Source organism: Pseudidiomarina homiensis (assembly GCF_003987225.1).
GTDB lineage: Bacteria > Pseudomonadota > Gammaproteobacteria > Enterobacterales > Alteromonadaceae > Pseudidiomarina > Pseudidiomarina homiensis.
In genome coordinates, this window is record NZ_PIPX01000002.1 from 265,250 (window position 1) to 286,320 (window position 21,071).

22 protein-coding genes and 1 riboswitch are annotated in these 21,071 nt (G+C 50.3%); of the genes, 15 read left to right on the plus strand and 7 right to left on the minus strand.

The window, feature by feature from the left end:
* Window positions 1-4: 4 nt before the first annotated feature.
* The 7 genes from tatA to hemB are packed head-to-tail and all read left to right on the plus strand — an operon-like array spanning window position 5 to window position 5,437.
* Complete coding sequence (gene tatA, locus CWI70_RS10315) at window positions 5-205, plus strand: Sec-independent protein translocase subunit TatA (RefSeq protein ID WP_126773430.1); 201 nt, start codon at window positions 5-7, stop codon at window positions 203-205.
* 5 nt (window positions 206-210) lie between these two features.
* The gene (gene tatB, locus CWI70_RS10320) at window positions 211-582 is read left to right on the plus strand and encodes a Sec-independent protein translocase protein TatB (protein ID WP_126773432.1); all 372 of its coding nucleotides are present in this window, start codon (window positions 211-213) and stop codon (window positions 580-582) included.
* On the plus strand, window positions 579-1,316 hold the full coding sequence (gene tatC / locus CWI70_RS10325; RefSeq protein WP_126773434.1) for a twin-arginine translocase subunit TatC: 738 nt from the start codon (window positions 579-581) through the stop codon (window positions 1,314-1,316). The genes tatB and tatC overlap by 4 nt, the downstream gene beginning before the upstream one ends.
* Window positions 1,317-1,343: 27 nt before the next feature.
* A complete protein-coding gene (locus CWI70_RS10330) occupies window positions 1,344-1,847 on the plus strand; it encodes a hypothetical protein (protein WP_126773436.1) in 504 nt (167 codons plus the stop codon).
* A 3-nt stretch (window positions 1,848-1,850) separates the two neighbouring features.
* On the plus strand, window positions 1,851-2,660 hold the full coding sequence (locus tag CWI70_RS10335) for a TatD family hydrolase (RefSeq protein ID WP_126773438.1): 810 nt from the start codon (window positions 1,851-1,853) through the stop codon (window positions 2,658-2,660).
* Window positions 2,645-4,435, plus strand: coding sequence for a sensor domain-containing diguanylate cyclase (locus CWI70_RS10340; RefSeq protein WP_126773440.1), 1,791 nt, complete (start codon window positions 2,645-2,647; stop codon window positions 4,433-4,435). Before CWI70_RS10335 ends, CWI70_RS10340 begins: the two co-directional genes overlap by 16 nt.
* Window positions 4,436-5,437 carry a porphobilinogen synthase gene (gene hemB / locus CWI70_RS10345; protein ID WP_126773442.1) on the plus strand — a complete coding sequence of 334 codons (1,002 nt, stop codon included), beginning with the start codon at window positions 4,436-4,438 and terminating at the stop codon, window positions 5,435-5,437. It abuts the gene before it with no gap.
* 1 nt (window position 5,438) lies between these two features.
* Here hemB and CWI70_RS10350 read toward each other — a convergent pair whose 3' ends face one another.
* Together CWI70_RS10350 and rhlB are read right to left on the minus strand one after the other, a co-directional pair.
* Window positions 5,439-6,356 carry a Ppx/GppA family phosphatase gene (locus CWI70_RS10350; RefSeq protein WP_126773444.1) on the minus strand — a complete coding sequence of 306 codons (918 nt, stop codon included), beginning with the start codon at window positions 6,354-6,356 and terminating at the stop codon, window positions 5,439-5,441.
* On the minus strand, window positions 6,356-7,648 hold the full coding sequence (gene rhlB, locus CWI70_RS10355) for an ATP-dependent RNA helicase RhlB (protein ID WP_126773446.1): 1,293 nt from the start codon (window positions 7,646-7,648) through the stop codon (window positions 6,356-6,358). The genes CWI70_RS10350 and rhlB overlap by 1 nt, the downstream gene beginning before the upstream one ends.
* An 88-nt stretch (window positions 7,649-7,736) precedes the next feature.
* On the opposite strand from rhlB, the gene trxA reads away from it, so the two are divergent.
* Both trxA and rho read left to right on the plus strand, forming a co-directional pair.
* Window positions 7,737-8,063 carry a thioredoxin TrxA gene (gene trxA / locus CWI70_RS10360; RefSeq protein WP_126773448.1) on the plus strand — a complete coding sequence of 109 codons (327 nt, stop codon included), beginning with the start codon at window positions 7,737-7,739 and terminating at the stop codon, window positions 8,061-8,063.
* 235 nt (window positions 8,064-8,298) lie between these two features.
* Window positions 8,299-9,564, plus strand: coding sequence for a transcription termination factor Rho (gene rho, locus CWI70_RS10365; protein ID WP_126773450.1), 1,266 nt, complete (start codon window positions 8,299-8,301; stop codon window positions 9,562-9,564).
* Window positions 9,565-10,068: 504 nt separating this feature from the next.
* Here rho and CWI70_RS10370 read toward each other — a convergent pair.
* Window positions 10,069-11,073 (minus strand): endonuclease/exonuclease/phosphatase family protein, encoded by a 1,005-nt coding sequence (locus CWI70_RS10370; RefSeq protein ID WP_126773452.1) that lies wholly within the window; start codon window positions 11,071-11,073, stop codon window positions 10,069-10,071.
* A 119-nt stretch (window positions 11,074-11,192) separates the two neighbouring features.
* On the opposite strand from CWI70_RS10370, the gene ubiD reads away from it, so the two are divergent.
* The 6 genes from ubiD to CWI70_RS10400 all read left to right on the plus strand — a co-directional run bounded on the left by ubiD (window position 11,193) and on the right by CWI70_RS10400 (window position 18,480).
* Window positions 11,193-12,680, plus strand: coding sequence for a 4-hydroxy-3-polyprenylbenzoate decarboxylase (gene ubiD / locus CWI70_RS10375; RefSeq protein ID WP_126773454.1), 1,488 nt, complete (start codon window positions 11,193-11,195; stop codon window positions 12,678-12,680).
* Window positions 12,677-13,375, plus strand: coding sequence for an NAD(P)H-flavin reductase (gene fre, locus CWI70_RS10380; protein ID WP_126773456.1), 699 nt, complete (start codon window positions 12,677-12,679; stop codon window positions 13,373-13,375). Before ubiD ends, fre begins: the two co-directional genes overlap by 4 nt.
* A 23-nt stretch (window positions 13,376-13,398) precedes the next feature.
* A riboswitch (TPP riboswitch) is annotated at window positions 13,399-13,515 on the plus strand.
* Between the two features lie 60 nt (window positions 13,516-13,575).
* A complete protein-coding gene (locus CWI70_RS10385; protein WP_126773458.1) occupies window positions 13,576-15,708 on the plus strand; it encodes a TonB-dependent receptor in 2,133 nt (710 codons plus the stop codon).
* Between the two features lie 20 nt (window positions 15,709-15,728).
* Window positions 15,729-16,352 carry a nicotinamide riboside transporter PnuC gene (gene pnuC / locus CWI70_RS10390; RefSeq protein WP_126773460.1) on the plus strand — a complete coding sequence of 208 codons (624 nt, stop codon included), beginning with the start codon at window positions 15,729-15,731 and terminating at the stop codon, window positions 16,350-16,352.
* Window positions 16,334-17,116, plus strand: a complete 783-nt coding sequence (locus tag CWI70_RS10395; RefSeq protein ID WP_126773462.1) for a phosphotransferase — start codon at window positions 16,334-16,336, stop codon at window positions 17,114-17,116. Before pnuC ends, CWI70_RS10395 begins: the two co-directional genes overlap by 19 nt.
* Before the next feature lie 20 nt (window positions 17,117-17,136).
* Entirely contained in the window at window positions 17,137-18,480 is a 1,344-nt protein-coding gene (locus CWI70_RS10400) for an MFS transporter (protein ID WP_126773464.1), read from the plus strand.
* Between the two features lie 57 nt (window positions 18,481-18,537).
* Here the strand turns inward: CWI70_RS10400 and CWI70_RS10405 are convergent, their stop codons facing one another.
* The 4 genes from CWI70_RS10405 to CWI70_RS10420 all read right to left on the minus strand — a co-directional run bounded on the left by CWI70_RS10405 (window position 18,538) and on the right by CWI70_RS10420 (window position 20,991).
* Entirely contained in the window at window positions 18,538-18,735 is a 198-nt protein-coding gene (locus CWI70_RS10405; protein WP_126773466.1) for a DUF3185 family protein, read from the minus strand.
* Window positions 18,736-18,848: 113 nt separating this feature from the next.
* Window positions 18,849-19,325, minus strand: a complete 477-nt coding sequence (locus CWI70_RS10410; protein WP_126773468.1) for a Dps family protein — start codon at window positions 19,323-19,325, stop codon at window positions 18,849-18,851.
* A gap of 118 nt (window positions 19,326-19,443) precedes the next feature.
* Window positions 19,444-20,370: an oxygen-dependent tRNA uridine(34) hydroxylase TrhO gene (trhO, locus tag CWI70_RS10415; protein ID WP_126773470.1), complete on the minus strand. Its 927-nt coding sequence runs from the start codon at window positions 20,368-20,370 to the stop codon at window positions 19,444-19,446.
* Between the two features lie 75 nt (window positions 20,371-20,445).
* Window positions 20,446-20,991: a protein tyrosine phosphatase family protein gene (locus CWI70_RS10420; protein ID WP_126773472.1), complete on the minus strand. Its 546-nt coding sequence runs from the start codon at window positions 20,989-20,991 to the stop codon at window positions 20,446-20,448.
* Window positions 20,992-21,071 lie beyond the last annotated feature (80 nt).

Genomic DNA, 21,071 nt, shown 5'->3' on the forward strand with positions numbered 1-21,071 from the left:
CATTATGGGAATTAGTATTTGGCAACTGTTGATCGTATTGGTCATTATCGTGTTGTTGTTTGGCACTAAGCGCTTGCGCTCGTTAGGTAGTGACTTGGGTTCAGCGGTCAAGGGCTTCAAAAAGTCAGTGAGTGACGAAGACGCAGAAAAAGCGCAAGAGCAAAAAAAAGTAGATAGCAAGAACGACACTGACAAGGACGCTTAACCGTCATGTTTGATATTGGCTTTTGGGAGCTCCTATTGGTCGCGCTTATTGGCCTGCTAGTATTGGGCCCTGAGCGTTTGCCGACAGCGTTGCGTGCGTTGCAGCGCGGCATTCAAAAAGCCAAAAGTTTTGGCACATCGGTGCAAGCGGAGCTCAATCACGAGTTACGCATCAAAGAACTGCACGAACACTTGCGTAAAGCTGAACAGCTTGATGCCGAGAAGCTGTCGCCGGAATTACAACGTTCGATGGCTGAATTGCGCGATGCCGCTGCGGCGGTTCAACGTCCGTATGCCAAGCAAGAAAAGCCTGCGTCGGACACGCGCGATAGCAAACCGTCTACCTCTTCTTCGGACCAAGATAAGTCATCGTCATGAGCCAGTCGCCGCTGCTAGATCATTTATTAGAGCTAAGACGCCGAGTGTTACGTGGGGTCTTGGTGGTGCTGGCAATTTTTGCGGTGCTAGCGGTGTTTGCCGATGAGCTTTATAGCTTTCTTGCCGCGCCAATGTTGGCCAGCTTGCCGCAAGGTAGTACCTTAATCGCGACCGATGTAGCGACACCGTTCTTTACGCCTTTCAAATTAGCTCTCGTGGTTTCTGTCGCATTAGCGATACCGGTCTTACTGTGGCAGTTGTGGGCATTTGTGGCCCCAGGGCTATACACACGAGAAAAGCGTTTAGTGGTGCCACTCATGGTGTCCAGCACGTTGTTGTTTTATGCCGGCATCGCCTTTGCTTATTGGGCGGTTTTACCTTTGGCATTGAACTTTTTGGCAAATGCGGCGCCTGAAGGAGTAACGGTTGCCACCGATATTGCCCGCTATTTGGATTTTGTGCTGGCTATTTTTATGGCGTTCGGTATTGCATTTGAAACCCCGGTTGCCATTATTTTGCTCTGTTGGACCGGTGTGACCAACGTCAAGTCCTTGCGTGCAAAGCGACCGTATGTCATTGTCGTTGCTTTCATTGTTGGCATGATTTTGACGCCGCCTGATGTGATATCGCAAACGCTATTAGCGATCCCTATGTGGTTGCTCTTTGAACTTGGCTTGCTGATTGCTAGTCTATACCAACAAACACCGCGTGCGGCAGAAGCCGAGCGTGATTGAATAATCAAGAAGTAGGAAGCAAAAAAAATGCTTAAATTGTTAGCTTTGGGGAGTGTTGTCAGTTGTTTGTCAGTGGCACTTCTGTGGACTCCAAATGCTAGTGCTCAAGAGCCAACACTAGAGCAACTGCGCACCTGTGCAGCTATTGAAAATCCTCTAAAACGTTTGGTCTGTTATGACAAAGTAGCCGCCGGAGAAGGGGTCGAGGTAGCCGTTGCTGAAACCAATAAGCAAGCTCCGGCCACGAACTCCAATGCGCGCCAAGAACCCACAGATGCTTTTGGTTTGCCCGCGCAAGAGTCGGGTGAAGACAGCGATACGATCTATGTTGCTATCGACAAAACCGAGAAAGACCCCTACGGCAAGTGGATTATCTATTTCACCAACGGCCAAGTATGGAAGCAAACCGACTCGCAGACATTCCAATTACCACTTGACGGTAATTACGCCATCGAGCGTGGACTGTTAAACGGTTATTTTCTTGGCCGTGAAGGTGTTAATAAGCGCATTAAAGTGCGCCGTATTAAGTAAATAATGACGCTTGACCAACTGCAATGGTTTGACGCAGGGGTCAACCTGACGAACGCGCGTTTGCAGCAGCGGTTAGATGGCGTTATGCAACGTGCACACGAAGCAGGCGTTGACAGCATGTTGGTCATCGCCTGTAATCTTGATGAAGCACGGCAGGCCTGCGAACTTGCCGAACGCCACCCCGAGCTCGTTGTTACTGCTGGTGTTCATCCGCACGACGCAAAAGACGCTCCTCGCGATCTCCAAGCCCAATTACATGAGATAGCGCAACATCCAGCGGTTGTTGCGATTGGTGAATGTGGGCTTGATTTCAACCGCAATTACTCACCTCGAGACGTGCAACAGAAGGTTTTTGAGCAACAGCTTGAGGTCGCAGCGGACTTACAGCTTCCCGTTTACCTACACGAGCGTGATGCTTTTACCGAGCAGTACGCTTTGTTACAAAAGTTTGCCGAAAAAATACCAAGAAAATTAGCACATTGCTTCACAAGTGGTTGCAGTGAACTCAAAGAGTATCTAAAGTTAGGCTGTTACATTGGAATCACAGGATGGGTCTGCGACGAGCGGCGTGGGGGCGCTTTACGCGAAGCGGTACCACTGATTCCTCGTGAGCGTTTGCTCTTGGAAACTGATGCTCCATTTTTGCTTCCGAGAACGCTCAAACCCCGCCCAAGCATGAATGAGCCCTGCTGGCTCCCAGAAATAGCACGCGTTGTAGCAGAGTTGCGAGGCGAGAGTCTTGCAAGTGTTGCGACGTATACTCGAAACAATAGTTTTTCATTTTTTGGACGCGTAGGATGGCAAAACAACTAAAGCGCTGGTTCGCTGTGTGTATGTTGATGCTCACTTGGGTATCGGCCGCAGCGTATGCGCAAGAATCAATGCCCCCTGTCTATTACCACGTGGACAGCACAGGTAACCAGTCGGTTGAGCAGTTACTCGATAAAGAGCCGAGTTATTGGAGTATACTCCCGGGCGACGGCGCGTCGTTTGGCTATACGTCAGATGTTTACTGGTTTTACTTCACGCTCAAGGCGGCCGATTATGACCGCATGATCCGCATTGGTTATCCGCTTCTTGATCGTATCGACGCCTACTTTGTGCGCGATGGAGAAATTATCAATCGGATTAAAGCCGGTGACAGTTTTGAATTCGATCAACGGCAAGTGAATAGCCGTAATTTTATATTCCCAGTTGATACCCACGACGAGGTTAAAGTTTACTTGCGGGTGGAGACCACGAGCTCCATGCGCGTGCCTTTAAGCATTTGGCAGCCGAGTGATTTGATTGGTTCCGAGCAAGCGCTTAATACCGCAACGGCAATGTACTTTGGCCTATTATTGTGCATGATCATCTACAACCTATTCAGTTACACCGTTACTCGCGATAAACGCTTTGCCTACTATAGCGCCTATATTGTCGCTATTGGCTTATTGCTAGCGGGGCTTGACGGTACTGGCTATCAGTATTTGTGGCCTTGGTCTGAATGGATTCAATACAAGTCGATTGCGTTATTTGGTAGCGTCGTGTTTGTTTTTGCAAGCCTTGTTGCGAGTCAAGTATTACAGACGGAAACCCGTGCACCGAAGTTGCATAAAGGGTTGCAGGGCATCATGATTGCCGCTGGCTTACTCTTCGTGGCATCACTGATATTACCTTATGAATTAATGATCAACGCGGTTCTCGTCGTCGCAATTTTGGCGAGTAGTTTTCTTATTATTACGGGCTTCACGCTTTGGCAGCAGGGACTTGCTTACGCTCGAATCTATAGCTTAGCGCTGAGTGTCCTGCTCTTGGCGATTATCATTAACGCTCTTGGCTATTTAGGCTTTTTTGAATCGTTCTTTATTCAACGTTATCTCATCATGATTGGCTCGGCGATCGAGATCATGCTGTTGAGTCTGGTATTAGCGATTCGCTTCAATGAAGATCGACGCGAGCGTTTGGCTGCGGAACAACGTTTGAATTCACGTCTAGAAGTGAAAGTTAAGCAACGTACCGCTGAGCTTGAAGCAGTAATGCGCAAGCTGAAAGAAATGAATCAGCGCTTGGAAGTAAAAAGCAACGAAGACCGCCTAACGAAACTTTATAATCGCGGTGTTCTTGACGACGACTTACCTCTTGAAGTTCGCCGTGCGCGCCGCACCGGCTATGATATTGCGGTGGTGATGATTGACATTGATCACTTCAAAAAAGTGAACGACAACTTAGGCCATCAAGCGGGCGATGAAGTGTTAGTGGAGTTAGCTCGATTACTGCGTGTTAACTTCCGTCGCGCTGGCGACCGTATCTATCGCTATGGCGGTGAAGAGTTCGTGATTCTCATGCCGGGCGCGCAAGAGCTTGGTTGTCACGATAAAGTTCTGACGGTGACCGAAGTCATTCGTGCTCACTCGTTTAAAACCGAGCGTGGAGAAGTTAAAATTACCGTTAGTGTTGGTATGGCATTGCTGAATAGTATGCCTGGTCACGCATCGAGTAAGCAGTTGCTAGAAGCAGCAGATAATGCGTTGTACCAAGCCAAAAATGCAGGTCGTGATCAAATACGAATTGCCCGTTCATTGAATGATGTGAGTGAAAAGCCATAGATGTCTAACGTAGGTGCTTTCCCGTTCCGCCGCATGCGCCGCTTGCGGCGGCATGATTTTAGTCGTCGCATGGTCGCTGAGCACACGCTTACGGCGGCTGATTTTATTTATCCCATGTTCGTTATTCCGGGCGAAGGGCAACGTGAACAAGTTGCGTCCATGCCTGGCGTGGAACGCTTGTCCATCGATCTATTGGTTGCTGAATGCCAGGCTATCTATGCCCTTGGGATTCCTGCGATAGCGTTGTTTCCGGTTACACCAGCAAGCGATAAATCGCTGACTGCAGAAGCCGCTTGGGATGCTGATGGCTTGGCTCAGCGCGCAGTTCGCGCGATCAAGAGTGCAGTGCCGGAGTTGGGCGTTATCACCGATGTTGCTCTTGACCCGTTTACCACCCATGGGCAAGACGGCATTATTGATGACGACGGTTACGTGCAAAACGACATCACCACCGAAGCCTTAGTTCGACAAGCTTTGTCCCATGCTGCTGCCGGTGCCGATGTGGTTGCTCCGTCAGATATGATGGACGGCCGGATAGGCGCTATTCGTGAGGCATTAGAAGAGAACGGTTATGTGAATGTGCAGATCATGGCTTACTCGGCCAAATATGCATCAGCCTTTTATGGACCGTTTCGTGATGCAGTGGGCTCTGCGGGTAACCTTAAAGGTGGTAACAAGAAAACCTATCAAATGGACCCTGCCAATAGTGATGAAGCCCTGCATGAAGTGGCTTTAGACCTTGAAGAAGGCGCTGATATGGTCATGGTTAAGCCAGGTATGCCTTATCTCGACATCGTGCGTCGCGTAAAAGAGACCTTTAAGGTGCCGACCTTTGCTTATCAGGTTAGCGGCGAGTATGCGATGATGCAGGCGGCAATTGCCAACGGTTGGTTGACTGAAGATGCGATTTTTGAAGCTTTACTTGGCTTCAAGCGTGCTGGCGCTGATGGCATTCTTACTTATTTTGCTAAGTCTGCTGCCGAAAAACTTGCTCAACGCTAAGTTAGCGCGCTGCGCCACGCTCAGCTAGCATCGTGTGAACTAAACCTTCACGTAAAGCGCCTTGGGCCAAGTCAACTTGCTTAATGTTAAGTGTTTTGACCAAGGCAACCAAAATAGCAAGACCGCCGCAGAATACCGCAACCCGATCTTCCCGAATACCCAACTCAAGTAAGCGCTGACTATCACCAAGGTCAATGGTTGCTTGCATGGTATCCATAATGAACGCTGCGTCCATGTTCTCAGAGTTTAAGTGGCGCAGTCGGTCTTGCAGCGCACGGAATGTACCCGACGCACCACATACTGTATCCCAGCCATGAGCTTGATAGGTCTTGGCGAGCGGTGTAATAAGTTCTTCAGCTGCGGCAATTGCGCGAGCAAAACTTTGTGCATCAATCGTGTTGGCGAAAAAACGATTCTGCCAAACCACACACCCCATATCGAGGCTTTTTAACACGTGCGGCTCGGTGCCTATACCGGCAATGACTTCTGTGCTTGCGCCGCCAATATCAAGCACCAGCATCGGCTGTTGCACTTGCGCAAGCTCCGCAGTGGCGCCTCGGTAGATAAGGCCTGCCTCGGTGGTTCCTGAGATGACATCAATCGGAAAGCCTAGCGCTTGTTCAAATTGCTTAAGCAATTGTTTGCGGTTTTTTGCTAAACGCAATGTCGCTGTTGCGACGCATCGCACTTGTAGCGGCTGATAACGTTCAATCAGCTCGGCGAAGCTCTTTAAACAAGTAACGCCGCGTTCAAGCGCGGCGTTGTCAACGGTAAGATCGTTTTGTAAACCATCAGCCAGGCGAACCTTTTGGCGTTGGCGAGTGAGAATGCGATAGCCACGCGAAGTCGCCTTGGCAATCAACATGTGAAAGCTATTGGAGCCCAAGTCGATTGCCGCAAGGCGCGTGTTAACCTGCATTAGCTGCTACTGCGCTTACCTGAGGGCTTGCCCCCGCGATTGTTGCCGCCACGACGTTGCTGACTGCCACCTCGGCGACCGCCTCGCGCACGACGTCGACCCGAAGGACGAGGGCTGCGAATATCGGTAAGTAAGGCATCAGGATCATACTTAGTGACCGGAATGGTGTGACCGATGTAATCTTCGATCGCCGGCAAATTGTACACATACTCTTCGCAGGCAAGATTAATCGCCTTACCACTTGCCCCGGCACGCCCAGTACGACCAATACGATGCACGTAGTCTTCAAAGTCGTCCGGCAAGTCATAGTTATAAACATGACTGACTTCGGGGATGTGTAAGCCACGCGCTGCGACGTCGGTTGCCACAAGAAAATCGAGGGAACCGTCGGTGAATTGCTCAAGGATTTTTAGGCGCTTGCGTTGCGGTACGTCACCTGTCAGCAAACCAACACGGTGACCATCGGCCTCGAGCCATTGATAAAGCTTTTCACAAACGTGTTTGGTGTTGGCAAAAATAATCGCTTTATCCGGCCAATCTTCTTCGATCAGTGTGAGTAGAAGCTTAATTTTATCTTGCTTTGATGGATAAAAAAGTTCTTCGCTGATGCGAATGCCAGTTTTTTGCGTCGGTTCCACTTCAACTTTCGTTGGCGAGTTCATGTGATCATAAGCAAGTTCTTGCACGCGCTGTGACAGCGTCGCTGAGAACAACATGCTTTGGCGTTCTTTCGCACCCGGCATTTTGTTGAACATGTAACGAATGTCTTTGATAAAGCCCAAGTCGAACATACGGTCGGCTTCATCAAGCACTACCACCTCAATTTTGTCGAGCTGGTAGATGCCTTGTTTGCAATAGTCAATCAAACGGCCGGTGGTGCCGATTAAAATATCGACCCCTTCTTCGAGCTTCTGCCGTTGACTTTCGTAACCTTCGCCCCCATAAATGATGCCAAGGCGCATGTCGCAGTGATCCGCTAACAGTTCTGCATCGTTTGCAATCTGAATGGCGAGCTCACGCGTAGGAGCCATAATAATAGCGCGCGGATAACGTTTTTCGCCCTCTCGCGGTTTATTGAGCAAAGTGGTAAAGGTCGCCACAAGGAATGCTAGGGTTTTACCTGTCCCAGTTTGTGCCTGACCAGCGACATCCTGGCCTTTTAAGGCGACAGGTAAGCTCAAAGCTTGAATAGGCGTGCAATATTCAAAGCCCGCCTTGTTTAAAGCAGTTAATACCTGCGGATGCAGGTCGAGATCGGCAAAGCGTGTCTCTGTAAGGTGTGTTTTACTCATAGCCTAAGCATACCAGTTTGCGCTAACATTCAAAAACAGAAATAATAGGGTTTTATTATTTCACGCGAATTCAGCAGCGGAGATTACCATGAGTGATAAAATTGTTCAGCTAAGTGATGATACTTTTGAGGCCGACGTCCTCAATTCAGATAAGCCAGTACTGGTCGACTTTTGGGCCGAATGGTGTGGCCCGTGCAAAATGATTGCACCAATTCTAGACGACATTGCAAACGAGTACGGCGATCGCATCACTATCGGTAAACTGAACGTTGACCATAATAGTCAGACACCACCGAAGTATGGTATCCGCGGTATTCCAACGTTGTTGTTATTTAAGAACGGCGAAGTAGCGGGCACTAAAGTGGGTGCGTTGTCGAAAGCTCAATTGGCTGAGTTTATTGACTCAAACCTATAAGATTGAGTTGCGAAAAACGTTGCCAAACCACAAGGTTTGGTGACGTTTTCGTGAACTTTAGCCTAAATAAGCAGCAAAAAACTGGACGAATCGCTATTTAGGTGTTACTTTTCACCCATATTTCTTCAGGTTGCCAGCCTTCCGGCAGCCAGATAGCAACCCCGAAAGCTATATTAGTTTTACACTTATAAACGAACCCTTTGTTTTCTTTGGACACTAAAGTCATACCCTTCTTATGAATCTTACAGAATTAAAAAATAAACCAGTAAACGAGCTGGTACAGCTCGCAGAATCCATGGGCCTAGAGGCCATGGCACGTACCCGCAAACAAGACATCATTTTTGCCATTTTGAAGGCTCACGCGAAAAGCGGCGAAGACATTTATGGCGACGGGGTGTTAGAAATCTTGCAAGACGGTTTTGGCTTCTTGCGTTCAGCGGACTCTTCTTACCTTGCCGGCCCTGACGATATTTACGTGTCGCCAAGCCAGATTCGTCGGTTTAACTTGCGCACGGGTGATACCGTAGCCGGCAAAATCCGACCGCCGAAAGAAGGCGAACGTTATTTTGCCCTCCTTAAGATTCGCGAAGTCAACTTCGACAAGCCAGAAAACTCCCGCAACAAAATCCTCTTTGAAAACCTTACCCCACTGCACGCTGAAGAGCGTTTGCGTATGGAGCGTGGTAATGGCTCAACAGAAGATATCACTGCGCGCGTACTCGACCTTGCTTCACCGATTGGTAAAGGTCAGCGTGGCTTGATCGTTGCGCCGCCGAAAGCGGGTAAAACGTTGTTGCTACAAAATATTGCGCAGTCGATTGCGGCGAATCACCCTGACTGTGTGTTGATGGTGTTGTTGATTGATGAGCGTCCGGAAGAAGTTACCGAGATGCATCGTCTAGTGAAAGGCGAAGTGGTTGCGTCGACTTTCGACGAGCCAGCAAACCGTCACGTGCAAGTGGCCGAAATGGTCATCGAGAAGGCGAAGCGCTTGGTCGAGCACAAGAAAGACGTGGTGATTTTGCTTGACTCCATTACGCGTTTAGCACGAGCCTACAACACGGTTATCCCAAGTTCAGGTAAGGTCTTAACAGGTGGTGTTGACGCCAACGCATTGCACAAGCCGAAGCGTTTCTTCGGTGCGGCGCGTAATGTTGAAGAAGGTGGTAGCTTAACGATTATCGCTACCGCGCTTATCGATACCGGCTCGAAAATGGATGAAGTCATCTACGAAGAGTTTAAAGGTACGGGTAACATGGAATTACACCTGAACCGTAAGATTGCCGAGAAGCGCGTCTTCCCTGCGATTGACTTCAACCGTTCAGGCACCCGTCGTGAAGAGCTTTTGACCTCTCCAGAAGAGCTCCAGAAAATGTGGATCCTACGCAAAATTGTTCACCCAATGGGCGAAACCGAAGCGATGGAATTCCTCATCGACAAATTACAAATGACCAAAACCAACGACGAATTCTTCGAGGCCATGAAGCGCCAGAAATCGTAAGCGTTGGCTTGCACGGCCGCCCTTGGCTTCGGTGTTTTTATGCTACCGATTGCCGAGGGACGCCGTGAACCCATCCCTGGGGGCTTGTGTGCCGCATCCCTGCGGCACGCACCCTCGGCAATCGGTAGCATAAAATCACCTTCGCCTGCGGGCAACCGCCCAAGCCAACACTAACGATTTGCACACCCTTGCTACTCGGGTTGCGACCTCACACACGGCACTCACTAAGCGCTTCGGCTCTCACCCTCAGCAATCGAATGCGTGAAATCACCTTTGCCTGCGGGCAACCGCCCAAGCCAACACTAACGATTTCTACTCCATTACTACTCGACGTGCGATAGCGAAGCTTCCAGCGAAGGGCGCGGGTGAGTTCGGGGATCCATTTCCTGAGGTGCGTGCCGCAGGGATGCGGCACACAAGCCCCCAGGGATGGGTTCACGGCGTCCTCAGGAAATGGATCCCCGACCTCGCCAAAAGGCCGAAGCCGAAGCCCGAGCCCGAAGCTTAGTCTTGGCGTTTGAGGGCGAGCTCGATGAGCAGCGGGAAGTGGTCGGAGCCGAACTTTGGTAGGCGGCGCATTTTGACGAGCATGAAGTGTTCGCTGTGGAACAGGTGATCGAGCGGCCAACGCAGGAATGGCAGTTGCGCGTGAAACGTGTTGAAAAAGCCGCGACCCATGCGTGGGTCAAGGAGCCGACTGACGCGCAGGAATTCGCGTGTGGTTGGTGACCAGGCGACGTCATTGAGATCGCCGGTGACAATGACTGGGCCGCTGTCGTTAGGGGCGCGTTTGGCAACTTGCAAAAGTTCGCGATCGCGGGGCTTCGATTTTTCGTTTTCCGTTGGGCTTGGTGGCGCTGGGTGTACACAGCGCAGTTTTACGACCCGCCCATCAGGCATCTGAATATCAGCATGAATCGATGGCACGTTGTCTTCGATAATGTTCTCAACTTGCACATTCTCGAGTGGCCAGACCGAGTAAAGCATCATGCCGTAAAGGTTGTTTTGCGGTACTCGTACCACGTTCGGTAGATCATCTTCAATATCCGTAAGTTGCTTTTCCCACCAGTCGTCGGTTTCGACTGCGACGATGATGTCAGGGCGTTCGCGGTTAATCATCTGAACCAGCTCGACCGCATTACGGTTATGCTCGAGGACGTTGACCGTCAAAATACGCAAGTGCTCTTCGACCGATTTTTCGTCGTGCTTGCGGTGGTAGCGCGGTACTGTTCGCGCGGCCAGCGGCGTGTATGGAAAAATCCACCAGAGCTGCCAAGCACAGCAGACGACCTGAATACTAACAAGAAACCATGTTGTACTGCTGGCTATTGGTAACCAAATAGCGCTCGCCACGAGCAGCGTGAGCGCAACTGCCGTGAGTTGTAGCCGCGGAAAGTCCCAGAGTCGAATCAACCAGTGCGTGCGCTGCGATAAAGGCAGCAGACTGACCACAGCTAACAGCAAAGTGAAGAGTCCAATCGCAGTGAAGGCAGGGGTAAATTCGAGCATAAAGGGGTGATCGTCCTTGGCTGATAATGCGTTTAAGCCTAGCGCACTTTCGAGGCGCTGAAAACAGCTAGAAAAACCAGTATACTAGCGGCAATTGAGTCGCGAAAAGGGCGGACGCAGTGAAGTATCAAGATTTGCGTGATTTTATCGCGTTGCTAGAGCAGCGCGGCGAGCTAAAACGAATTCAAATGGAGGTGGATCCGTATTTGGAGATCACCGAAATTTCCGATCGTACGTTGAAAGCGGGTGGCCCGGCGCTGTTATTTGAAAATGTGAAAGGTCACTCGGTGCCGGTACTGGCGAATTTGTTTGGTACGCCTGAACGGGTGGCGCTGGGCATGGGTCAAGAGTCGGTTGCAGCGTTGCGCGATGTGGGTAAGTTACTCGCGTTTTTGAAAGAGCCGGAACCGCCGAAAGGGTTTCGCGATGCGTTAAACCTGTTACCGATGTACAAAAAAGTTTTGAGCATGTCGCCGAAACAACTTAAGAAAGCGCCTTGCCAAGAGGTGGTGGTAAGTGGCGACGACGTTGATTTAACCAAGCTGCCGATTCAGCATTGTTGGCCGGGTGATGTGGCACCGTTGATCACATGGGGGCTGACGGTAACCAAAGGTCCGCACAAAGAACGCCAAAATCTTGGTATTTATCGCCAGCAGTTGCTCGGCAAAAACAAAGTCATTATGCGCTGGTTGTCCCATCGTGGCGGCGCGTTGGATTTTCAAGAATGGCAAAAGCAGCATCCAGGTGAACGCTTTCCAGTCGCCGTGGCATTAGGTGCTGATCCGGCAACGATTCTTGGTGCTGTGACGCCAGTGCCCGACACTCTTTCGGAATATGCTTTCGCCGGCTTACTACGCGATGGCAAAACCGAAGTCGCCAAGTGTGTGAGTAACGACTTACAGGTGCCCGCGCACGCTGAGATCATTCTGGAAGGCTATATTGAACCAGGTGAAATGGCTCCCGAAGGGCCCTATGGCGATCATACGGGTTACTACAATGAAGTGGACGACTTCCCAGTCTTTACGGTGACCCATGTCACGCAGCGACGTCAGCCGATTTATCACTCGACCTACACGGGGCGGCCACCGGATGAACCGGCGGTGTTGGGTGTCGCCTTGAACGAAGTGTTCGTGCCGCTGTTACAAAAGCAGTTTCCTGAAATTGTGGATTTCTACCTGCCACCAGAGGGCTGTTCTTATCGGGTGGCGGTGGTGACCATGAAAAAGCAATACGCCGGTCATGCCAAGCGCGTGATGATGGGCGTGTGGTCGTTCTTGCGCCAATTCATGTACACCAAGTTCGTGATTGTCTGTGATGATGACGTGAACGCGCGTGATTGGAAAGATGTGATTTGGGCGATGACCACGCGTATGGACCCGGCGCGTGACACGGTGTTGGTTGAGAATACGCCGATTGATTACCTTGATTTTGCGTCGCCGGTATCGGGGCTGGGTTCGAAAATGGGTATGGACGCGACCAATAAATGGCCGGGCGAAACCGATCGTGAGTGGGGTGTGCCCATCGTCATGGACGAGGCGGTAAAACAGCGCGTCGATGACATGTGGGATGACCTTGGAATTTTGCAACAGGATAAGTCAGTTAAATGAAACAGTTTTCTTGTAAGGTTACAGCGCTAGAAACCCTTTCACCAAACGTCTACCGCGTGCTTTTGGAGCTCCCCGAAGCCATTGATTTTGTGGCTGGGCAGTACTTACAAGTGGTGATGGGCGAACGCGATAAGCGACCTTTTTCGATTGCCTCATGTCCGTCGAAAACCCGTGAGCTTGAGTTGCACATTGGTGCCACGCCGGACAATCCTTATGCCATGGAGGTTATCGAGGCCATTCGTGCCGATGGCGAGTTAACTGTGGAAGCACCTTTAGGTGACGCAGGTTATCGCGAAGCAAGTGAGCGCCCACTGATTCTCATCGCTGGCGGTACGGGCTTTTCTTATACGTGGTCGATCTTACAGGCGCATTTGCGTAGCGGGGTAAAGCGCCCGATCACGCTGTATTGGGGCGGACGCAAGGCGGCTGACTTGTACTACGACGAAAGACTGAAACAGTTGAGCACTGAGCATGAGCATTTTCATTATCGGCCCGTGGTCGAAGAAGCCGGAGCTGATTGGCACGGAGCTATTGGGTTGGTTCCCCATGCTGTGTTGGCGGAACAATCCGACTTAAACGAAGCCGACGTTTATGTAGCGGGGCGTTTTGAAATGGTGCGCGTGATTCGTGATGATTTTCACGCCCGTGGTTTGCCGTTAGAGCAACTTTATGGTGACGCACTAGCCTTCATTTAACCGCGCTGCTATACTTCGCAGCGCAATTTACCAAGGGGTGCCCCTGTAGCGATTCGTCGTGCAGTGGCTGAGATGCAACATGCGAACCCTTTGCACCTGATCCGGTTAATACTGGCGTAGGGATGGTAGCTAACAACCTTAGTCCATTTGAATCCTGCCCGACCGGATTATTTCTGAACCAGACGTTGAGGAAATGATCCATGCAAAAATCTACCCTGGCCGTTGCGGTCTATTTAGGTCTATCAAGTCTCGCGACAACGCCGACGGTGTTCGCACAAGAGAAAGAAAGCGAAGAACAGAACTCCGTTGAGCGCATCACCATTCAAGGTGAATTCCGCCAGATGACTGTGCAAGAAGCACCAACAAGTGTCACAGCTTTGGTGGCCGAAGATCTGGCCGAGCGCGGCGCCCTGCACCTTGAGTCAACGCTGAATGCGTTTGCCAATGTGAACTTTTCAGGCGGCTCATCACGTGCGCGGTTTATTCAAATCCGCGGTGTCGGCGAACGCAGCCAATTCGTTGATCCCATCCAACCTTCAGTGGGGCTGTTAGTTGATGGCATCAACTACAGCGGGTTAGCACAAGCAGCGCAACTGTTCGATATTAGCCAGATTGAAGTCTACCGTGGGCCGCAAAGTGGGCGCTTCGGTGCCGATGGCATGGCCGGCATGATGGTTTTGGAGAGCACCATGCCGAGTGCGGAAACCAAGGGTGTGTGGCAGCTTGGTGCGGCGAATTACGATGCGCTTAGTGGTGGCTTTGCCGTAGGGGGCGATCTCGGTGCTTTGGGTCGCGGACGCTTAAGTGTGTTCCAACAGCGTGATGATGGCTTTATCGAGAATACCTATTTAAATCGTGACGATACCAACAAACGCTCTGAACGCAATGTTCGAGCTAACCTCTTCACCGACCTTGGGCACGATTGGCAATTACGTACCACCTTGCATGCCTTGCGCCAAGACAATGGTTATGATGCCTTTTCGTTAGATAATAACCGCACGACCCTTTCCGATGAGCCCGGTGAAGATGATTTACGCACCCGTGCTGCCCGATTCGCTTTAACCTATTCCGGCTGGCAAGGTGCCGAGGTTGAGCTGGCCTATGCGTTGTTAGGTGCCGAGAGTGTGTATAGCTACGACGAGGACTGGAGTTATGTAGGTATTGCGCCGGGCTGGGAATACAGTTCGTTTGACGCCTACGAACGTGAGCGCGATGATCATACTCTTGAGGCCCGCGTGGTCAGCACCCAGCCGATCAGTGTGCTCGGCAATGACAGTGACTGGGTACTTGGCGTGTATCATTACCGCCGTGACGAAGTACTTACCCGTGACTTCTTTAACTGGGATATAGGGCAACAGGATATTTTTTCCAGCACCTATGAAAGCCGTCACAATGCACTGTACGGTGAACTCACGCAGCACTTGTCACCGGAGTGGCGCCTTACCACTGGCGCACGAGCTGAGCGTTATGATAACCCTTACACGGACAGTAATGGCGTGAACGAAACGCCTGAAGACACCATGTGGGGCGGACGTTTAAGTCTGAGCTACCTGCCGGACACCGACGTCTTGTGGTACGCCACGGTTGCGCGTGGCTATAAAGCCGGCGGGGTTAATGGTGACGCTTTAGGTAAGGTGCAAGACACCGAGCTAACCGAGTTACGCGAGTATCTGCTGGCGCGCTCAACCTTTGCACCAGAACTCTTAACCAGCCTTGAGATTGGCCACAAGCGCGTGAGTGCCGATGGACGCCTGAGCATGCAGTTAGCCGTTTTCGCGCATCAACGCGATGACGTGCAGCTCAAAGGCTGGGTCAACCGTGACCAAAGCTTTGTGGGTTATTTGCAAAATGCAGCAGAAGGAAAGGCCTACGGTGCCGAGTTTGAAGTCAGTTATCGTCCGCTTGAAGCGCTCGAGCTTTTTACCAATATTGGCTTACTCGAAACGGAAATAGAAGGCTTTGTCACCGAAGATGGCGTTGACATGAGTGGACGCGATCAAGCCCATGCACCAAACTATCAGGTCAATGCAGGCTTGAATTACCAGCTTGCTGAAGCTTGGCAAATGGGACTTTCGGTGGATGCCAAAGACGGCTTTTACTATTCGGATTCGCACATGAGCGAGGCCGATAGCATGGCAGTAGTGAACGCTTATGTACGTTGGCGCCAAGGGCCTTGGCAAGTACGTCTTTGGGGACGTAACTTGAGCGACGAAGATTATGGTATTCGCGGCTTTTACTTTGGTAATGATCCGCGCAAAGAGTATGTTAGCGAAACCTACGAGCAGTTCGGTGAACCGCGTCGCGTGGGCGTTACTCTGAATTACCATTTCTAAGGCTGGTTAAGGACACACCAATGACTGATTTTGTGCAGACCATTAGTGAACAAGTCATGGCGACCTCGTGGTTGGAGTGGTCGGCCGTGGGGCTAGCTGTGGCTTATTTGGTATTGGCTGCTCATCAGTCATTGTGGTGTTGGTTGGCCGCCGCCATCAGCTGCAGTATTTATACGTATTTAATGTGGCACGCGCAGTTGTATATGGAGACCGTGTTACAGGTGACTTATGTGCTACTTGCGGGCTATGGCTGGTGGCAATGGCGTTACGGAGCGGGGCGGGCCGCAGTACAAAAGGTTGCTGAATTAAGCCTTGCTTGGCATTTGCGTTGGTTGGCGATTTTAGTGTTAGTAGCTGGTGCAGTGGCTTTAGCGTTAGAGCGCTATACAACGGCCGATGCGGTGTGGCTCGATAGCTACACCACAGTGTTTTCCTTGTTTGCCACGTGGCTATTAACACGCAAGCAGTTTGCCAACTGGTGGTACTGGTTGGTCATCGATGCTGTTTATGTTTACCTGTATGCGAGCAAAGGATTTGTGATCACGGGTGCACTTTATTTCGTATATCTTATACTAGTGTTTTATGCGATGTGGCAGTGGCAAACAGCAAGGACGGAACAGCAACAATGCAGCAGCAGTGGTTAGATAGCCTTCCCATACACGGCGTAATCAAAGCAGAGCCCCTCTTGCGGGGGGTGGCGAACAACGTCTACAAAATCACCACCACGAAAACCAACTATATCCTGAAGCAATTTCGCTTTGATCACCCCTATGGGCTGGATCGTGATCAAGAAGTGCTTGTGCAACGTCAACTGGCTGAGCAACAACTTGCTCCTGACGTTTTGCATTATGATGCGGCACAAGGATTGGTATTGCAGGCCTACCTTGAGGAGCCTGATCTTGCTCATGCTAATCTATCGATGGCTGATAAACTGCGTGAACTAGCAGATTTAGCTGCGCACATTCACCGTGTCAACATAAAGGCGCCGGTGTGGTCCTTGCGTGAGCGGCTGGCAAGGTATTGTCAGCAATTAGCAGAATTTGACCGTGAACATGCCAAACAATTTGAAATTCGTTTGCGGAGTTTTCGTAAGTTAATCGATAATTTTGCCTCGCATCCGGTCTTTTGCCATAACGATTTAGGCTTGCACCACGTCTTCCTTGCCCCTACGCCACGGGTTATTGACTGGGAATATTCAGGTATGGGTGAGCGTTACTTTGACTTGGCTAACGCTATGGCCGCCAATGAGCTCGAGCTACCGCAACGCAGTGCATTTGTGAATGCTTATGAGGCAAGTGCAGGTTTTCAAGTGCATCGTGATACGCTCGAAAACTGGCGGGAGCTGGTCGCCGTAGTGAATCAGCTTTGGTATGAATTACATCATCACCTGCAACGCATTAGCGATTAGGATCTGAATAAGGACAGTTTATGACTGCGCAGCAATCGCAAGAATTGACAGAGAAGCTCTATGGTTACCTTGCAGAAGATGAAGACGCACGTGTCTGTAAAGACATTCCAGAGTCGGCGTGTAACGACCAGCCGCAAGCCTTTATTGCGCATTTAGTTGCACTGAGTATGACTAAATTGGGCGATTCGCTGGTGAGTGCAAGGCTAGTTTTACCGTGGATTCTGTCTTCGTTGGGCGCACCTTCGGCATTTATCAGTGCGTTGGTGCCATTACGTGAATCACTGGCATTGTTACCCCAACTTATCATTGCACAACAACTGCGCGAAACGCCGGTGCGTAAGTGGTTTTGGGTCGCAGGAAGTATCGGGCAAGCGATTGCGCTGGTGGGTATGTTATTTAGTGTTCTCACGCTCCGCGATAGTGCGCTGGGCTGGGCGATAGTGCTTTTACTTACGTTTTTTAGTATTTCGCGTGGCGTTTGCTCGGTGTCGATCAAAGACGTGCAAGGCAAAACCATTTCGAAGACCCGGCGCGGTCGTTTGTCGGGCCTCGCTGCGTCGATTGCTGGCTTCTTATCGGTTGGTACCGCGTTGGTCGTGCTGTTTGCGCCGACCCTTTTGGGTAGCGCTGTAAGTAATGGCAATGTGGTTATTTTTGCCGGGCTCTTGGGGATTGCTGCGGTGCTATGGTTCGCCGCAGCGATGACCTATGCCCAAGTGCCTGAGGTGCCGGGGGCGACAGAGGGCGGAGGTAATGCACTCATTGAAGCTTTAAAATCCATTCGTTTGTTATGGCAAGACAAACAGTTCGGTAGCTTTGTGCTAACACGAGCACTCTTAGTGTCGTCAGCGTTTGCGATTCCATACATTGTGGTGATGATCCAACGTAGTGGTGAGGGCAGCCTTACCAGTCTTGGTGGTCTGATGTTGGCGAGCGGTATTGCTGGAATGTTGGCCGGTCGCTTCTGGGGTAAATGGTCGGACTCCGCTAGCCATCATGTTATGGCAGCAGCGGCCTTTATTGCGGTCGTTGTTATGGCTGCGGCACTAGCTCTGTTTGTCATGGCAAGTGATGTGTTGGCGCAGCAGTGGGTTGGCGGCTTACTCATTTTTCTTGCCGCAGTCGCGCATCATGGCGCACGCGTTGGGCGCAAAACGTACTTAGTCGATATGGCCACGCAGGACAATCGCGCAGAATTCACTGCGGTCTCTAATACGGTGATTGGCTTGGTGTTACTGCTTGGGATAGTGTTAGGAGCCGTGGATGCCTATGCCGGTGTTGAGGCGGTGATGGTGCTCTTGATTGCATTAGGCATAGTGGCGGGAATACGAGCTTTAACGTTGCCGAATGTACAGCGGGACTAAAAAAGCCAACGCTACTGTGCAGCGTTGGCTTAATGAAGAGCAGAAAGGGTCTTACGCTTACTTGCCGCGAATTACGCCATACAAGCCAACGATAACGGCAATTGCGCCACCGATCAGATACCACATGGCGTTATCTGTTGGCTCACCAGTAACCGCATTCGATAGCTCTGACGCTGGCGAGTTATAAGCTTCGTAGCCGAAGTACAACAAGATAATACCAACCACAAGCAAGATAATTCCGATAACTTTGTTCATGAAACCTTCCTTTAGTTATTTTTGTGTTTAGGTACTGCTGAATTCAGCATAGCAAAAACCCAGTGCAATACAATTACACTGAGTTTTCTTTACGTTTATGAAGCACCTACATATTAGGAACCTAAATAAGAAGTGAGCATCCAAGCGGTTTTTTCTTGCTCTTTAATGTAATCACTCATAAGCGCTGATGTACCTTCGTCACCGGCATCGCCTGCGAGCTCGAGCAACTCGCGTTGCAAACGAATAGTAACGCGGTAGCTGTCGAGGATTTCACGTACGCAAGCCTTACCGTCGTGAATGTCCTTCGCTTCTTGGATTTCACTGCTCTTAATATAGGTTGAATAGGCGTGCAGAGGGCGTTGACCCAGAGTTAAGATGCGCTCGGCAATCTCATCGATTTTCAGTAGCAGGTCATTGTAGGTTTCTTCGAACTTAGCGTGTAACTCAAAGAACTCTTGGCCTTTGATGTTCCAATGGAAGCCACGCACGTTCATGTAGAAGATTTGGTAGTTAGCGAGCAAGTTATTTAGCTTTTCGCTAAGTTGCTCAGCGTGATGATGATCTAATCCAATAACATTCAGTTGTTGCATTATGAACTCCTTGTTGGAACGCTTGAAAATAAGTCTAAAAACTTGATCTTATTATTAATTACATAAGGTCAGTATAGACCTTTTCAAGCGCCAACGAGAAGTTTAGTTTAGCGATAGCTTAAATCGATTTTTCCTCAACTTTGCCATCGCGGATATGCTTTTCACCACGTTGCTTAGCTAGTTGGATTTGTTTTTCACGTTCGGCGAAGCGTTCTTTTTGCTCCGCTGTTGTCTTGTCGAAGCAATGTGGGCAACTGACACCTTTTTGATAGTGTTCTGATTGCTTTTCGGCTTCGGTGATCGGCATGCGGCAAGCGTAGCATTGGTCATAGTCACCCTGCTGCAAGCCATGACGCACCGTGACGCGTTGATCAAAGACAAAACAATCGCCTTGCCAGGTTGAGTCATCTTCAGGCATTTCTTCTAAGTACTTTAGAATGCCGCCTTTCAAGTGATAAACGTCATTGAAGCCGAGTGACTTTAAGTAAGCGGTAGATTTTTCGCAGCGGATACCACCGGTACAAAACATCGCTACTTTCTTATGCTTTTCAGGGTCGAGGTGGTCCTTCACATATTCTGGGAACTCGCGAAAGGTCTCAGTTTTTGGGTTAATGGCGCCCTCGAACGTACCCACTGCATACTCGTAGTCGTTACGCGTATCAATCAGCAGCACTTCAGGATCGCGAATTAAGTCGTTCCATTCTTTTGGATCAACATAGGTGCCAACCACGTTTTTCGGGTCAACCCAGTCAATGCCCATGGTCACGATTTCTTTTTTGAGTTTCACCTTAGTGCGGTAAAAAGCTTGTGTATCGCTCGGAGACTCTTTGTGCTCAATGTTGGCAAAGGCGTCTTGCGAACGAATAAAATCGAGGACGTTATCGACACCTTCGCGGGTACCACAAATCGTACCGTTGATGCCTTCGCGGGCGAGCAGGAGGGTGCCTTTCACTGCGTTCTCGACCATGCAGTCGTAGAGCGGCTCGCGAAAGGCTTCAAAATCGTTAAATTCCACAAACTTATAGAGTGCGGCGCAAATATACATCTGTTACTTCCTTCTTTTGGCGATTCGGATCGCAAATCCGAGGTCAAAAATTGCGCGCGCATTCTAACATAAAAATTAGTGGCTGAGCAGCTCTTCGACGCGCTTGCGTAGGCTGGTCATGCCGTAACGCTCACCAATTGCCAGTGCTTCGGCCTTGCTGGCACCTTGATGCCAAGCTGCACGTAGCGCCATCATTGCGCCGACACGATTACTACTAGCGCAGTGCATAAATACTGTCTGCTCGCTTGTGTTTTGCAGGGTTTGGTGGAAAATCTGCACGTTTGCTTTGGTCAAGCCATCGGCGCCGGCAATTGGAATGTGGTAGTACGCCATTTGGTTGGCGGTCGTCCATTCGGCTTCGTTGATCGCATTCATTTCAGCATGGCTACGTAGATTAATAACTGCATCCACGCCGCTGTTTGCCAACGCGGCAATTTCATTTTTCTTGGGTTGACCGCCGGCAAGATGATTTGGCGCTGGTTGCGCGAAGTTATAGATTTCACTTGCGGTAGCGGAAACTGCAACGGCTGCCGGTGCGCTTGGTTGCGGGGTTGTTTCAGTAGCACAACCGCTGAGCCCAACGACTAAAGAAAGTGTTACAACAGTGATGGCTAATTTCATCTCGAATTCCTTCTAAACTTTTGCCCTGTGCGACACTAACTGTCGCGCCAACTTGCTAGCCTACCGCTGCATGTTTGGGT

Coding starts and splice junctions, on each gene's coding strand:
- tatA (WP_126773430.1), top strand. CDS start 5: ATGGGAATTAGTATTTGGCAACTGTTGATCGTATTGGTCATTATCGTG.
- tatB (WP_126773432.1), top strand. CDS start 211: ATGTTTGATATTGGCTTTTGGGAGCTCCTATTGGTCGCGCTTATTGGC.
- tatC (WP_126773434.1), top strand. CDS start 579: ATGAGCCAGTCGCCGCTGCTAGATCATTTATTAGAGCTAAGACGCCGA.
- CWI70_RS10330 (WP_126773436.1), top strand. CDS start 1,344: ATGCTTAAATTGTTAGCTTTGGGGAGTGTTGTCAGTTGTTTGTCAGTG.
- CWI70_RS10335 (WP_126773438.1), top strand. CDS start 1,851: ATGACGCTTGACCAACTGCAATGGTTTGACGCAGGGGTCAACCTGACG.
- CWI70_RS10340 (WP_126773440.1), top strand. CDS start 2,645: ATGGCAAAACAACTAAAGCGCTGGTTCGCTGTGTGTATGTTGATGCTC.
- hemB (WP_126773442.1), top strand. CDS start 4,436: ATGTCTAACGTAGGTGCTTTCCCGTTCCGCCGCATGCGCCGCTTGCGG.
- CWI70_RS10350 (WP_126773444.1), bottom strand. CDS start 6,356: ATGCAGGTTAACACGCGCCTTGCGGCAATCGACTTGGGCTCCAATAGC.
- rhlB (WP_126773446.1), bottom strand. CDS start 7,648: ATGAGTAAAACACACCTTACAGAGACACGCTTTGCCGATCTCGACCTG.
- trxA (WP_126773448.1), top strand. CDS start 7,737: ATGAGTGATAAAATTGTTCAGCTAAGTGATGATACTTTTGAGGCCGAC.
- rho (WP_126773450.1), top strand. CDS start 8,299: ATGAATCTTACAGAATTAAAAAATAAACCAGTAAACGAGCTGGTACAG.
- CWI70_RS10370 (WP_126773452.1), bottom strand. CDS start 11,073: ATGCTCGAATTTACCCCTGCCTTCACTGCGATTGGACTCTTCACTTTG.
- fre (WP_126773456.1), top strand. CDS start 12,677: ATGAAACAGTTTTCTTGTAAGGTTACAGCGCTAGAAACCCTTTCACCA.
- CWI70_RS10385 (WP_126773458.1), top strand. CDS start 13,576: ATGCAAAAATCTACCCTGGCCGTTGCGGTCTATTTAGGTCTATCAAGT.
- pnuC (WP_126773460.1), top strand. CDS start 15,729: ATGACTGATTTTGTGCAGACCATTAGTGAACAAGTCATGGCGACCTCG.
- CWI70_RS10395 (WP_126773462.1), top strand. CDS start 16,334: ATGCAGCAGCAGTGGTTAGATAGCCTTCCCATACACGGCGTAATCAAA.
- CWI70_RS10400 (WP_126773464.1), top strand. CDS start 17,137: ATGACTGCGCAGCAATCGCAAGAATTGACAGAGAAGCTCTATGGTTAC.
- CWI70_RS10405 (WP_126773466.1), bottom strand. CDS start 18,735: ATGAACAAAGTTATCGGAATTATCTTGCTTGTGGTTGGTATTATCTTG.
- CWI70_RS10410 (WP_126773468.1), bottom strand. CDS start 19,325: ATGCAACAACTGAATGTTATTGGATTAGATCATCATCACGCTGAGCAA.
- trhO (WP_126773470.1), bottom strand. CDS start 20,370: ATGTATATTTGCGCCGCACTCTATAAGTTTGTGGAATTTAACGATTTT.
- CWI70_RS10420 (WP_126773472.1), bottom strand. CDS start 20,991: ATGAAATTAGCCATCACTGTTGTAACACTTTCTTTAGTCGTTGGGCTC.